Raw genomic sequence first — 13,705 nt, forward strand, 5'->3', positions numbered from 1 at the left:
ATTTCCGACTGACATCCAATTTCCGACTGACATCCAATTTCCGACTGACTATGGGGCGCAGGCCCCGGAGACCGACGATGACGCCCGAAACCGTGATGAGCCTGGCTTACCAGGGCATGAAGGTGACCCTCATGCTGGCAGGGCCGCTGCTACTGACGGCCCTGCTCATCGGTCTACTGGTCAGCCTGTTTCAGGCGGCCACGCAGATCAACGAGATGACGCTGTCCTTCATTCCCAAGATTCTGGGCGTGTTCGGTGGGTTGATACTCGGCGGTCCGTGGCTGCTTCAACTGATCGTCAACTTCACCCGCGAGCTGTTCCAGAACCTTCCCTACCTGGTCAACTGACACGCCGTGATCGATGTCACTTTCGCCCAGCTACAGGGCTGGCTACTGCTGTTTCTCTGGCCATTCGTCCGCATCATGGCGTTTATCGCCGCCTCGCCGCTGTGGGGTGACAAGAGCGTGCCGCGCCAGGTCCAGATCGGGCTGGGTGCCGTTCTGGCCCTGGTGATCGCTCCGACCCTGCCTCCGTCCCCCGATATTCCGCTGTTTTCGATCGAAAGCTTCGGCATTCTGGTGCAGCAGATGCTGATCGGTACCGCCATGGGCGTCGTGCTGCGGGTGATGATCGCCGTGGTGCAGGCCGCCGGGGAATTCATCGGCCTGCAGATGGGTCTGGCCTTCGCCACCTTCTTCGCCCCCGATGTCGGCAACACCATGGTGCTGTCGCGGCTGATGCAGATGCTCACGCTGTTGATGTTTCTGGCGCTCAACGGCCATCTGATGACCATCGAAATCCTGGCGGCGACCTTCGACACGTTGCCGATCGGCAACACGCCGCTGGATGCCTCGTTCGGTGAAATCCTGGCTCGCTGGGGCGGCACCATCTTCACTTCCGGCATGTTGCTGGCCATTCCGCTGATCGCCTCGCTGCTGACCATCAACCTCTCGCTGGGCATCCTCAATCGCGCCTCGCCCCAGCTGTCGATCTTTTCCGTGGGCTTTCCCATGACGTTGACGGTCGGCCTGATTCTACTGATGGTGCTGATGCCGAATCTTGCCCGCTTCCTGGAGGGGCTTTTCGGCGATTCGCTGGTCTTCATGCAGGCCCTGGTCGAGCAGATGAATCCCGCCATTGACTGATCACGCCTCGCGCGACCCACACGAATCCAAACAAGCCCAAGCAAGAAAATCGCCCGCCAATTGGCGGGCGATGCATGTGGCGATACGGTAGAGCGATTACTTCAGGAAGTTGAGCAGCGACATGCCCTGCACATCGACGAAAGCCTTCTGCGCGGCCTGCAGTCCCACCTGACGCAGCGCATAGTCGGAAACCGCCTTGTTGTAGTCGAGATCGACCAGATCCGACAGGGTCTGCTGGTAGCTCACGTCGCGGTTGCTGCCCACGGTATCCAGCACGTCCAGCTCGTTGAGACGCGCGCCCACCGAGGCCCGCGTGGTCAGCACGTTGTCCAGTGCCCCGTCCAGTTGACGGCTGGCGGTGGCAAGCGTGTTCTCCAATGCTGCCTGGTCCGACTCCGTTTTCACCGGGTTACTGAGTACATCCAGAGCGCTCTTCAGCGTCGAGAACAGACTGTCGTACTGATCTTCGGCGGGGCCCATCGTGATTTTATCCGTTGTCTCAGGCTGGCCCTCCAACGTTAGAGACAAACCGCCAGCCTTGATAGCCAACCCTTCGGTATAAGTCCCGGCTTCAGTCGTTTCATTCCCGTCTTGATCGACTGTAGTCACTTCAAAATTGGTCGCGTCACTAAACTCCACCGTAACACTCTTGAGGTTAGCGGCAGCACTGGCATCGACCACCGTCGGCCCGGTAAAGGTCAGATTCCCTTCGCTGTTTCCCGCCGGCTCGGCCTTGGCGGTATACCCCGCGCCGTTCTGCAGACTGTTGAAGATGCTCGCGCCGGTATCGCCGACTGCCATCTGACGCGAGGCGTCGACCTGCTGAGTGCGAACGCCGCCGTCCCCGACATACTCGATATCGCTGTCCGCTCCGTCCTTGCGCACGAAGGGCGGTGAGCTGTCGCTGTAGCCGCCGAACAGATAGCTGCCACTGCCGTTGGTGGCGTTGGCCTGGCCGATCAATGTCTCGTAGATGCCGTTGAGTTCGGAAGCGATCGATTCACGGTCGGCGTTGCTCAAGGTGCCGTTGCCGGCCTGCACGAGTAGCGTCTTGGCGCTGGCGATGGCGTCGCTGACGCTGCCCAGCACGCTCTCTTCCTGGCTCAGGGCATTACGCGCCGATATCCGGCTGTCCTTCTGCTGCTCGTTGACCGCGGCGGACTGCGACACGCCGACGGCACGCGAGGCCGCCTGCGGGTCGTCGGAGGGGCTGACCACGCGACGCCCGGTAGCGATCTGCTGACCCACCTGCATGAAGTTGCTCTGCTGGCGGTTCATGGACGACATACTTTTTTCGAACATGGTCACGGTACTGATACGCATGACGCTCTCCTCAATAAGGGCCGCCGCACTTGTGCAGCGTGCCCTGGCATCAATTCATCACACGCGTCAGGCGCGCAGACCCAGAATACTGTCGAGAATGGTGGCCCCGACCTCGATCGTCTTGGCGTTGGCCTGGTAGTACTGCTGGTACTTGACCAGATTGGCGAATTCCTCGTCGAGGTTGACGCCGGACTCGGCCTGCTGAAAGGCGCGCAGCTGCTCGGTGAGACCCTCCTGGGCGCTGAGGTTGACCTGAACGATGTTGGTGCGGTTGCCCACTTCGCTGACCAGCGAGGCATAGGCGTCGCTGAAGCTGGCGCTCTGCCCCACTGTCTTACGCTGCTGGAGACCCTGCAAGGCCAGAGCGTTGCGGTTGTCGCCGGTACCACCGAGATTGGCAGGATCGGAGAAGGTAATCTTGTCGCCGACCTTGGCTTCGCCTCCGAGCGTAAAGGTGATGCCCTTAAGCGTATTTTCCTCGCCAAGGTTAAGCGTATCTCCCCCCTCCAGGGTCAACGTGCCGCTCTCCTTATCCACCGCGGTAATCGTATAGCTCATATCACCGGCATTTTTTTCAACTTCGGTTTCACCGGAAATGTCGCTCACCTTCAGACTGATTCCGGACACGTTTTCCAACTGCACCGGCCCGGCGGCGGCAGCGATTCTGGACGTATCCTTGATGGCCACTTCGAACTGACCGGCCGTCTGGCGGGTGGGCTGGATCAGGAAGGTATCGCCTTCCTGGGCTCCATTGCCCGGTTCACTGGAAACGGTAAACGTCATGCCGTCGAAACCGAACTTGTCGTCTTCAAGCTCAAACGAGCCCAGATCGGTGTTATCGGCAAGACGCGTGACCTGATATTTATCATCTTCCGTCACCGTGACGCGGTAATCGCTGGCGGTGACGGCATTGCCATCGGTGAATGTGCCGGTCAATTCCGCACCGCCATTGTTATTGGCGTTGGAAAGGACATTGGGACCACCAATGGAAAAGAATTCTCCGCCGGTCGCGCCTTTGAGATCCACGCCCAACGCATGCTGCGCATTGAAGCTGGTGGCCATGCTTACGGCCATCTGCCCCAGGCGGTTCTGCACGCCATCCAGGGTTTCGCGACGGAAGGTCACCAGGCCGCCCAGCTCACCCTTGGTGATCAGGGTCTCGTCGAGTTCCTGCAGGTTGCCGCCCGCGTCCCGGTAACCCACGGCAGTGCGGGAGGGATCGGCAGAAGAGGTCGTGGCCTCCAGGGCGAAGCTCTTCTGCCCCGCCACCAGCGGCTGGCCGTTGCCGATCGACAGGGTGTAGCTGCCGCCGTCCTGCACGGTCAGGTCTACGCCGACCAGCTCGTTGAGTTCGGAAACCAGCTGGTCGCGCTGATCCAGCAGGCTGTTGGGTTCTTCACCGGTCTTGGCCCGCGCCAGGCTGATCTCGCGGTTGAGGCTGGCGACCTGGTCGGCGGTGTTGTTGACCTGGGTGACGACATCCTTGATCTGGCTGTTGATGCCCGACTGCATGTCGTCGAGGTAACTGTCGAAGGCGCGGAACTGAGCCGTCATGCTGTCGGCGGTGCCCAGCACGCCCTGCCTCGCGGCAGGATCCGACGGCGCGCCGGCCAGGTCCTCCAGGCCGGAGAAGAAATCCTGCATCAGCGGTGCCAGCCCCGCCTCGCTGTCCGCCAGCAGGTTGTCGATCTGGCTCACCTGAGACTGATAGGTGGTCAGCGCGCTGTTCGCACTGACAGCCTGGTTGTACTGCGTAGTGAGATACTGATTGAACTGACGCTGGGTGTCGTCCACCGACACGCCGATGCCCACCGAGCCGCTGGAACCGCTCTCGCCCAGAATCGTCAACTGACGGTTGTAGCCCGGCGTATAGACGTTGCTGATGTTGTTGCTGGTGGTCGTCAGTGCGGACTGGGCCGCACTGAGACCGCTCAAGCCGATGGAAAAGATGCTCATCACTGGTTTCCTGGGCAGAGGCGTTACGAGTTACGCCAGCGCATATCATGGTGGCCTGTATGAAAAGCGTCTGCGCTCGCCAACGCGTTGTACAAGGCCGGGTCTATAAGAGTTATCGGCCGAAACAGGGCGCTCTTGAGCGCCTATATCAGAAGATCTGTGTCGGGTTGCGCTCGATACTGAAAGGCGACTTGGCCGTGGCGGCATCATTGCTCGCTACCGCTCGCGCCGGCAACGTCCCGTCGTCGACCTGGGCCATGATGGAGATCAGCTTGTCCGCGTACTTCGGGTCCGTGGCATAGCCTCCCGCCTGCAATGCCCGCGCCGCCTCATGGGGAGTGGCGGCGGTGACCACGCCGGCATAGCGCGGGTTATTGCCGATCAGCCGGGCATAGTCGGTGAACGCCTCTTCGAAGGAGTCGTAGACACGGAAGGCGTCGACGACCTTGCGCGGCCGCCCATCGATATATTCCGTGGTAGTGATTTCGGTTACCTCACCGTCCCAGCGGCTGCCCGCCTTGATGCCGAACAGGTTGTGGCTGTTGCCGCCATCCGCGGTGGGAATCTCGCGACTGCCCCATCCGGTCTCCAGTGCCGCCTGAGCCAGAATCAACTCGGCCGGCACGCCCGTCGTGCGCGAAGCCACCTGGGCCGGCGTCTGCAGCTTGCTCAGGAAGGCCTCGACATGTGGCGCCCGGTTGACCGGAGACGCTGGAATGTCCGTCTCGTAGCGCTCGCCCGGCGCTTCCGGTTCGCCCGGCACCTCGTCGAGAGCCGCGAGCGAGGCGATTTCCTCGTCCAGCGCGGGCAGGTCGCTGCGCAGACCGTCATGCAACACCCGCGGCGTGCCGCGGGGAATGCCGGCAATCAGGTTGTCGCTCGACGAAGCCCCCGGTACCAGACCGCTGCTTTCGAGCTGGCTGACGATCTGCTCGGCCAGGCCGAGGCCCCGTCCGGCGAGATGCTGCGCCCACTGCTGATCCTGCATCGAGGTATAGAACTGCGACTGCTGGCTGTTCAGCAGCCCCGACTGGGGCGAGGCATCGCGCATGCTCTTGAGCATCATCTGCAGGAATACCGCCTCGAACTGCCGGGCCGCCTCCTGCACCCCCTTCTCCGGCGCCGTCTTTGCGGTATGCTTCAGGCGCTGCATGCCCTGCATGTCGAGGGCGAACTGGCTACTCAAATCTCCCATGCTCATCAGATGATCTCCAGTTCGGCCCGCAGCGAGCCCGCTGCCTTGAGCGCCTGCAGGATCGACATCAGATCCTGGGGATTGGCTCCCAGCGCGTTCAGCGCATTGACGACATCCACCAGATCGGCGCTGGAAGTGATCATCTGCAGCGCACCGCCCTCCTGCTGCACGCTGATGTCGGCATTGGGCACCACGACCGTCTCGCCGCCCGCCAAGGGGTTGGGCTGGCTGACTTCGGGGTTGGAGTCGATGACGATCGACAGGTTGCCATGCGCCACGGCGGCACGCTGCAGCGTCACCGCACTGGTCAGCACTACCGAGCCGGTACGCGAGTTGACGATGACCTTGGCCGGCCCCATGCCGGGCGTGACCTGAAGCGACTCCACCCGAGCCAGGAAATTGACGCGAGAGTTGCTGTCCGCCGGTGTCTTCAGGCGGACCACACGGCTATCGAGAGCCGCCGCAACGGGGGTGCCGAACTCGCCATTGATGGCATTGACCACCTGCTGGGCGGTACCGAAATCCGCGTCGTTGAGATACAGATCCAGCGTGCCGTCCGCGTGTCCCAGGCTCAGCGGCACTTCACGCTCGACGATGGCACCGCCCGCGATGCGTCCCACGGCCTGCTGGTTGACCTGTACGCTGCTGCCTCCCGCCTCGGCACCCACACCACCGACCAGCATGTTGCCCTGCGCCAGGGCGTAAATGGCGCCATCCGCCCCCTTGAGCGGCGTCATCAGCAGGGTGCCGCCGCGCAGGCTCTTGGCGTTGCCCATGGAAGAGACGACGATATCGATCTCCTGCCCCTGACGCGCGAAAGGCGGCAACTGGGCCGTCACCATCACGGCGGCGATGTTGCGCAACTGCATGTTGGTGCCGGAGGGAATCGTCACGCCCAGCTGCGACAGCATGTTGGTCAGGGTCTGTCCGGTGAACGGCGCCTGCATGGTCTGGTCACCGGTGCCGTCGAGCCCGACCACCAGCCCGTAGCCCACCAGCGGGTTGTCACGCACACCGGCGAAGGACGCCAAGTCGCGGATACGCTCGGCGTGTGCCGGCAGGGCCAAGATCGTCAGGCTCAGCATGGCGGCGATCAGGAGCGCAGAGATACGCACGGGACGAAAAACGTTGAGCATATTCATCAGAAGGGCGACACGTTGAGGAAGAAACGTTGCAACCAGCCCATGGTCTGGGCCTCGTTGATGTAGCCATCACCGACATATTCGATGCGTGCATCGGCGACCTGGGTGGAAGGCACGGTGTTCTGGGACGTGATGGTGCGTGGATTCACGACCCCCGAGAAGCGGATATATTCCGTGCCCTGATTGATGGCGATCTGCTTCTCGCCTCGCACGACGAGATTGCCATTGGGCACCACATCGACGACCGTGACCGTAATCGTCCCGGTGAAGGTGTTGTTGGCATTGGCCCCGCCCGAGCCGCTGAAGACATTCTCGCCTTCGACATCGATGCCGTAATCCGCGAGGGTATCGAGCACGTCGGGGAGCTGATTCATCGTCATGCCGATGCTGCCGTTGCGCGTAGCGTTGGCCGCGGAATTCTTGCTGGCGCTGACCTGCTCATCGAGCACGATGGTCAGGATATCGCCCATCGAGCGCGGACGCCGATCCTCGAACAGTGGCTGGTAGCCATAGCGGGCCTGGAAGATCGAGCCGTTGGCTTGCGGCAGCGGTCGTTCCGGCACGACGATGGGGGTGGGCTCCGCCACCACCGACTGGCGCGGAATCTGGGCACAACCGCTCACGACCAGACAGGCCATGGCGACGATCAGCCCGCCGCGCAACAGTGCGATGGGGTTACGTGCCTTCAAGTCATGTTCCTGTCTGGACATCAGCATCTTACTCACAAGGATTCATTAAAGCTGGGAAAGGCGCTGCAGCATCTGGTCGGAGGTTTCCACGGCCTTGCTGTTGATCTCGTAGGCCCGCTGGGTCTCGATCATGCTGACCATCTCCTCGACGACATTGACGTTGGAGGTCTCGACATAGCCCTGATAGAGACGCCCCGCCCCGTCCATGCCCGGCATCACGTCGTTGCGCGGCCCGGAGGCATCGGTTTCGAGATAGAGGTTCTGGCCGATGCTTTCCAGCCCCGTCGGGTTGATGAAGGTGGTGAGCATCAGCTGGCCGACCTGGGCGCTTTCGGTGGAGCCCGGGCGGGTGACCGAGACGATGCCGTCCTCGCCGATGGTGATCGACAGCGCGTCCTGCGGAATGATGATCGCCGGCTCGATGGGGTAGCCGTTGGCAGTGACCATCTGGCCGTTCTGATCGACCTGGAAACTGCCGTCGCGCGTGTAGGACGTGGTGCCGTCCGGCATCTGCACCGGGAAGAAACCCTGGCCGTTGATGGCCAGATCCTTGGAGTTCTCGGTGTTCTGCAGGCCACCCTGGGTGTGCAGGCGCTCGGTGGCGACCGGACGCACCCCTGTACCCACCTGCATGCCGGAGGGCAGGTTGCTGACCACCGAGGATTGGGCACCTGGCTGGCGCATGTTCTGGTAAAGCAGATCCTCGAATACCGCCCGGGAGCGCTTGAAGCCATTGGTGGAGACGTTGGCCAGGTTGTTGGAGATGACGTCGAGCTTGGTCTGCTGCGACTCGAGGCCGGTCTTGGCCGTCCACAACGATTTGATCATGTGAGTATTCCTGAGTGATTCATCATGCTGTCTGCGTCATGCCGCCGTAGGCTGGCCTGCAGGGCGTCGTGTCTGCGTCAGCCCTGCAGCGACAGGATGTTGTTGGCCCGCTGCTCGTTCTCGTCGACGCTCTCGATGATCTTCATCTGCATGTCGTAACTGCGCGAGCTGTCGATCATCGCCACCATGGCGTCGGTGGCGCTGAAGTTGCTGCCCTCCAGCGCACCCGATGCCAGGCGGGCCTGATCGTCGAGAGGCTGGGGCGGCGCGATATCCTCTCCCGGCGGCGGCGGCAGACGGAACAGGCCGTCCTCGCCGCGCTGCAACTGGGCCTGAGGCGGCGTGACCAGCTTGAGACGTGCGACCGGCTCGATGGCGTCCGGCTTCTGGCCCGGTTCGATTACGCTGATCGAACCATCCTCGCCGATGGTGACGTTGGCCTCCAGCGGCAGGAAGATCGGCCCATCCTCGCCCATCACGGGCCGGTCCAGCACGGTCAGCAGCCCCGTGGAGTCGACCTGGAGATCGCCGCGCCGGGTATAGGCTTCGCTGCCGTCCGGCGTCTGCACGGCCAGCCACGCGTTATCCTTCAGCGCCACGTCCAGCGTGCGCCCGGTGGGCGTGAAATTACCGGCACGAAAATCGTATCCCGGCGTGGTGGCGGCGGCCGATACCCGAGTCGCCAGGCCATCGCCCTGCACCGGCACGGCACGCATCGCCATCAACTGGGCGCGAAAACCCGGCGTGGAGATGTTGGCCAGGTTGTGGTTGTCCACCGCCTGACGATCCATGATCTGCTTGGTACCGCTGGCGGCGGTGTAGAGAATCCGGTCCATGTCGCGAGTCGCTCCGGCAAGACGAAAAAGAGCCCATGTGCCCGGCCGATACGGTTACCGGCCGGGACTGCGCATTACTTCAGGTTGACGACGGTCTGCAGGACTTCGTCCTGCGTCTTGATGGTGTTGGTGTTGGCCTGGAAGTTGCGCTGGGCGATGATCAGGTCCACCAGTTCCTTGGTCAGGTCGACGTTGGAGGCCTCCAGCGTACCGGACTCGACGGTGCCGAACTGCCCAGTACCCGCCGTACCCATGACGGCGACACCAGAGGCACCTGTTTCAGCCCACATATTGTTGCCCATCGATTGCAAGCCTTCTTCATTGCCGAACGTCGCAAGGGCCATACGACCGAGAGCGATAGACTGCTCATTGGTGTAGTTGCCGACGATGGTGCCATCATCCGCAAATTCGATACCGACTAGCTGACCGGAAGCATAACCATCTTGCCGCGGGGCACTGATGGCATAGTCCTGAGAAGTCTGGGTAGAGCCGGCAAAGTCAAAGGAGAAATCCATCGGCGCAGAGCCGTTCTGACCATTAAAAGAGAACTTGACTGCACTTTCTCCTAACTGACGGGAGCCAATGGTTTTATTATTCACTGCACCTGTCGCAGCAACCAAATCACCGTTCTGATTAAAGGCAAGTGTCACATCATCGAGTACTGATTGATAGGATATGCTTCCTCCTGAGTAGCCAGTGACACTACCACTTGCATCCGTTGTGGCGGTTGCATCAGTAACAGTTGCTTCATAAGCTTGACCACCCACAGTAAATGGATAGGTCTTATTTCCTCCTTGGGCAGTATAGGGAGCAATTCCTCCCGGGTAAGTGGCACTACTATCTACTTTTTTAGGGAAAGTATTATTTTCGCCAAGTGTTACCCTTGACTCTACGTTCCAATTATTAGCCCCTGCTTTAACAAAATACATCTGCAGATTATTGGCATTGCCCTGCGAATCATAGAATGTAGTGGAAGTACTGTAATTATAAGAAGAGGCATCCTGCGTATTGAATGGAGTCGTCTCCGGCACCTTGTCGCTGGCATCCAGGCTCATGGCTGCTAAAGACTCTGTTGTTTTCTGAGCTTTCATCGCCTCTGAAGGCAGCTGAATGATTTCGGGTTCGCCACCGGTTGGTACCGACGCTGTCTCGGTATTGAATCCGGTAATGTTATAACCCATCAGCTGAGCACTCTGAGCGTTCTGCAAGTAGCCATCCTTGGTCATGGTCAGCTGGCCGTTGCGGGAGTAACCGACCTGTCCGCCTTGGTTGAAGCGGAAGAAACCGTCACCACTGATTGCCAGGTCCAGGTCGCGGTTGGTGGTTTCCAGCGTACCGTTGTTGAAGTTCTGCAGGACACCAGCAACCCGCGTGCCGAGACCGCCCTTGCTGCCGGCGAAGACATCGGCGAACTGCACCGAGGAACTCTTGAAGCCCTTGGTCTGGGAGTTGGAGATGTTGTTGCCGATGGCGTCGAGCTGAGTGGAGGCTGCGTTGACCCCACTCAATGCTTGTGAAAAGCCCATGTTTCAGTTCCTTATCGTATGTAAGCGATCAAGTGGTGACAGCGCGCCTGCATGGCTGCGCTCATCCGTCACTGCTGGTTAAAGAATCTGTCGGACATCCGCCAGCTTGACGTCATCCATGTTCGGTCCCAGGTCGAGCAGCGGCTCTCCATCACCTTTCATCACGCCGCTCACCAGGCCATAGTTGAGCAAGGTATAGGAGGAGACCGGCTCATCACCCACGGTGGCCTCGACGCGGCTAACATAGTAAACGCCATCCGGTGCCGGCGTGGCGCCACCCTCGAGCATTCCATCCCAGTAGAAGGATTGAACACCCGCTTCGACCGCCTTGCTGGACGTGTGGGCAACGACCTGTCCTGAAGCGTCGGTAATCGTAAAATCGATATTATCGACGTCTTTTCCTAGCTCGATACCGATCGGTGTCGTCACGACATTACCGTCAGCATCCGAGCCCATACGGATCTCATTGCCCGGCACCAGCACGCCCTGCCCGATCAGCGCGGTAGCCTGCAGCGACTGCCCCGCCTCGATCTGTCCGGTGATGCCTTCCAGCGTGGTATTGAGTTCCTGAATGCCGCTGACGGTATTGATCTGCGCCATCTGCGAGGTCAGTTCCGCGTTCTCCATGGGATTGAGCGGGTCCTGATTCTTCAACTGGGTGATCAGCAGAGTCATGAAACGGTCGTTGAGCTCATCTGCCGTGTTGGCGCCGGTCGTCCTGGAGCTGCCGCTACTGGCAGTACCGTTGATGGCAGCGAGAGTGCTGTTGCCGATAGGGCTGGTCATGTCTTCTCTCCATTAACCTTAGCCGTTAACCTGGGCCGTTAGCCTTCGCCTATGGTCAGGGTCTTGAGCATCATCGTCTTGCTGGTGTTGAGCACCTCGACGTTGGCCTGGTAGGAGCGCGACGCCGAAATCATGTCGACCATCTCGTTGACCGGCTCGACGTTGGGCATGGAGATATAGCCCTGCTCATCTGCCAAGGGGTGATCGGGGCGATACTCGCGGCGCAGCGGAGACTGATCCTCCATGACCTTGGATACCCGCACGCCCCCCGTACCGTGGCTCCCCTGGGAAACGGTCTCGAACATGACCTGCTTGGCGCGGTAGGCCTCGCCATCCGGGCCGGCGACGCTGTCGGCGTTGGCCAGATTGCTGGCGGTCACGTTCATCCGCTGCGCCTGGGCACTCATTGCCGAGCCGGAAATCTCGAAGATATTGAACATCGACATCGGGTTTACTCCGGTTGCATTGCCGACTTCAGCCCCTGAATCTTGCGGCTGAGAATGGTCAGGTTGGCCTGATAGCGCACGGCGTTATCGGTGAAGTTGGTGCGCTCACGGTCCATGTCGACGGTATTGCCGTCCAGACTGGGCTGATCCGGCACCCGATAGAGCAGATCGCGCCCCAGCCCCATGTCGCTGCCCTGAGCGGGCAGATGGCGGCTGGACGTGGTGTTCAACGACAAGGCGTTGGCGCTAGCCCGCCCCTGCGTCATCACCTGGTCGAGCTCCGCGGCGAAATCGAAGTCGCGCGCCTTGTAGTTCGGGGTGTCGGCATTGGCGATATTGCCGGCCAGCACCTGCTGGCGCTCTGCGCGCAGGTTGAGTGCTTCCTGATGAAAGCGCAGTGCGCCGTCAAGCTTATCGATCATTCTGAGAGTCCCTGCTTTCTTGTTCCCGGCCCGGGCCGTTCGGGAGAATGTGCAGGCTGGAGAATAGCCGCCCCCCTGTCATCCCAAACGCTGGAACAGACTCGCAATTGAGCGTCATTTCCACCTTTGGCAATGCCCCTGCGCCCCTAGAATCTCTTTTCATCGATGCGCGCAACGGCGAATCGCGCAATCCATGCCAAGGTAGCGGCAATGCCAACGGGGTTTATCATGACGCAGCGCAACACGAGCAATTGGCGAAAAACGCTTCGTCTGTCCGGGTATATCGGGGCTTTATCCCGCATGAGGTCCCGCATGGGCTTGCATGGCGTGGCACTACTGATTGCGGCACTCGTCGCGCTGTCCGTGGCATCGCCGGCAGCGGCCAGCGATCAGGATGTAATCGACACGGTGGAGTCGTTTCTCTATGCGCAAGCCGAAGGTGAATCGGTCAGCGTGGAGGTTCAGCCCTCCCCGGTGCGCCTGCCGCAATGCGACAATCCCGAGCCCTTTCTGCCGCGCTCGGGGCCCCCACAGGGGCGGGTGACGGTCGGGGTCCGCTGTGGCGATCAGACACGCTACCTGCAGGCCACGGTCTCGATCAGCGTTCGCCATCTGATTGCCGGGCGCGACATCGCTCCCGGCGACATCGTCACCCGGGACATGCTCGAGTGGGACATCGCCGATCAGAACCGACTGCCAAGACAGTGGCTGGACGATCCCGGCACCGTAGTCGGTGCGGTCACGACCCGGCGCATTCCCGCCGGTACGACCCTGCAGCCCTCGATGATCCGGGAGCGCTATCTGGTCCGGCGTGGCGAACCGGTGACATTGGTGGCGCAAGGAGCGGGATTTCGTATCACGCGTGAGGCGAAGGCGCTCGAGAGCGGCGGGCTGGGGGCCTCGATACGCGCCCGGACGGACAGCGGCGATATCCTGCACGGACAAGTGAGTGGGCAGAGCCGGCTCGACGTTGCGTTCTGATCGCCGATTCGAAGAACAGATGACAGGGCACTAAAATTGCAATGGCTGTTCCAAGGAACCGCTGAATTTATCCAGCCAATCCCTAAAGCTTTGGCCTGCAGGGCCGATACTCCCTACAAGCCCGCTTTCAAGAGATCAGAACCTTGAAAATCGATACATTGCATTCGTTAACTCGCCCTTCGTCGCTGGAGAAGTCCGACAATACTTCCGGCGTACGCGATACCGCGCACAATGCCCCGGCCAGCTCGGCGACGGTGACAACCCTCAGCAAGGCGGCCTCCGGCGATAACGCTCAGGATATCGACACGGCACGCGTTGCCGAGATTCGCCAGGCCATCAGCGAAGGCCGCCTCGATATTCGCTCAGACAAGATTGCCGACGGTCTCATCCAGAGCGTACGAGACCTGCTCGGCGAGTAAGGATGAAAGCC

15 protein-coding genes are annotated in these 13,705 nt (G+C 61.0%); 4 read left to right on the plus strand and 11 right to left on the minus strand.

Features of this window, described 5'->3' with window-relative positions:
* Positions 1 to 77: 77 nt before the first annotated feature.
* The gene (gene fliQ, locus ACYQ12_RS10750; protein WP_459871327.1) at positions 78 to 347 is read left to right on the plus strand and encodes a flagellar biosynthesis protein FliQ; all 270 of its coding nucleotides are present in this window, start codon (positions 78 to 80) and stop codon (positions 345 to 347) included.
* A gap of 6 nt (positions 348 to 353) precedes the next feature.
* Positions 354 to 1,145, plus strand: coding sequence for a flagellar biosynthetic protein FliR (fliR, locus tag ACYQ12_RS10755; RefSeq protein ID WP_459871330.1), 792 nt, complete (start codon positions 354 to 356; stop codon positions 1,143 to 1,145).
* 96 nt (positions 1,146 to 1,241) lie between these two features.
* On the opposite strand, the gene flgL is transcribed toward fliR, so the two are convergent.
* The 11 genes from flgL to flgB all read right to left on the minus strand — a co-directional run bounded on the left by flgL (position 1,242) and on the right by flgB (position 12,294).
* Positions 1,242 to 2,468, minus strand: coding sequence for a flagellar hook-associated protein FlgL (gene flgL / locus ACYQ12_RS10760; protein ID WP_459871333.1), 1,227 nt, complete (start codon positions 2,466 to 2,468; stop codon positions 1,242 to 1,244).
* A gap of 66 nt (positions 2,469 to 2,534) precedes the next feature.
* Positions 2,535 to 4,424 carry a flagellar hook-associated protein FlgK gene (gene flgK, locus ACYQ12_RS10765; RefSeq protein WP_459871336.1) on the minus strand — a complete coding sequence of 630 codons (1,890 nt, stop codon included), beginning with the start codon at positions 4,422 to 4,424 and terminating at the stop codon, positions 2,535 to 2,537.
* 148 nt (positions 4,425 to 4,572) lie between these two features.
* Positions 4,573 to 5,625 (minus strand): flagellar assembly peptidoglycan hydrolase FlgJ, encoded by a 1,053-nt coding sequence (gene flgJ / locus ACYQ12_RS10770; protein ID WP_459871338.1) that lies wholly within the window; start codon positions 5,623 to 5,625, stop codon positions 4,573 to 4,575.
* On the minus strand, positions 5,625 to 6,761 hold the full coding sequence (locus ACYQ12_RS10775) for a flagellar basal body P-ring protein FlgI (RefSeq protein WP_459871340.1): 1,137 nt from the start codon (positions 6,759 to 6,761) through the stop codon (positions 5,625 to 5,627). Before ACYQ12_RS10775 ends, flgJ begins: the two co-directional genes overlap by 1 nt.
* A complete protein-coding gene (locus ACYQ12_RS10780; protein WP_459874504.1) occupies positions 6,761 to 7,399 on the minus strand; it encodes a flagellar basal body L-ring protein FlgH in 639 nt (212 codons plus the stop codon). Before ACYQ12_RS10780 ends, ACYQ12_RS10775 begins: the two co-directional genes overlap by 1 nt.
* A 96-nt stretch (positions 7,400 to 7,495) precedes the next feature.
* Positions 7,496 to 8,278, minus strand: a complete 783-nt coding sequence (gene flgG / locus ACYQ12_RS10785) for a flagellar basal-body rod protein FlgG (RefSeq protein ID WP_459871343.1) — start codon at positions 8,276 to 8,278, stop codon at positions 7,496 to 7,498.
* 77 nt (positions 8,279 to 8,355) lie between these two features.
* Positions 8,356 to 9,114 (minus strand): flagellar basal body rod protein FlgF, encoded by a 759-nt coding sequence (locus tag ACYQ12_RS10790; protein WP_459871345.1) that lies wholly within the window; start codon positions 9,112 to 9,114, stop codon positions 8,356 to 8,358.
* Between the two features lie 74 nt (positions 9,115 to 9,188).
* Positions 9,189 to 10,640: a flagellar hook protein FlgE gene (locus ACYQ12_RS10795; RefSeq protein WP_459871348.1), complete on the minus strand. Its 1,452-nt coding sequence runs from the start codon at positions 10,638 to 10,640 to the stop codon at positions 9,189 to 9,191.
* Between the two features lie 78 nt (positions 10,641 to 10,718).
* On the minus strand, positions 10,719 to 11,426 hold the full coding sequence (locus tag ACYQ12_RS10800) for a flagellar hook assembly protein FlgD (protein ID WP_459871350.1): 708 nt from the start codon (positions 11,424 to 11,426) through the stop codon (positions 10,719 to 10,721).
* Between the two features lie 38 nt (positions 11,427 to 11,464).
* On the minus strand, positions 11,465 to 11,872 hold the full coding sequence (gene flgC / locus ACYQ12_RS10805; protein WP_459871352.1) for a flagellar basal body rod protein FlgC: 408 nt from the start codon (positions 11,870 to 11,872) through the stop codon (positions 11,465 to 11,467).
* 5 nt (positions 11,873 to 11,877) lie between these two features.
* Positions 11,878 to 12,294: a flagellar basal body rod protein FlgB gene (gene flgB, locus ACYQ12_RS10810; protein ID WP_459871355.1), complete on the minus strand. Its 417-nt coding sequence runs from the start codon at positions 12,292 to 12,294 to the stop codon at positions 11,878 to 11,880.
* A gap of 300 nt (positions 12,295 to 12,594) precedes the next feature.
* Here flgB and flgA point away from each other — a divergent pair, with 300 nt between their 5' ends.
* A complete protein-coding gene (gene flgA / locus ACYQ12_RS10815) occupies positions 12,595 to 13,275 on the plus strand; it encodes a flagellar basal body P-ring formation chaperone FlgA (protein ID WP_459871357.1) in 681 nt (226 codons plus the stop codon).
* Positions 13,276 to 13,418: 143 nt separating this feature from the next.
* Entirely contained in the window at positions 13,419 to 13,694 is a 276-nt protein-coding gene (flgM, locus tag ACYQ12_RS10820; RefSeq protein ID WP_459871360.1) for a flagellar biosynthesis anti-sigma factor FlgM, read from the plus strand.
* Positions 13,695 to 13,705 lie beyond the last annotated feature (11 nt).

The sequence above is a fragment of the Halomonas shantousis genome (genome assembly GCF_054654615.1).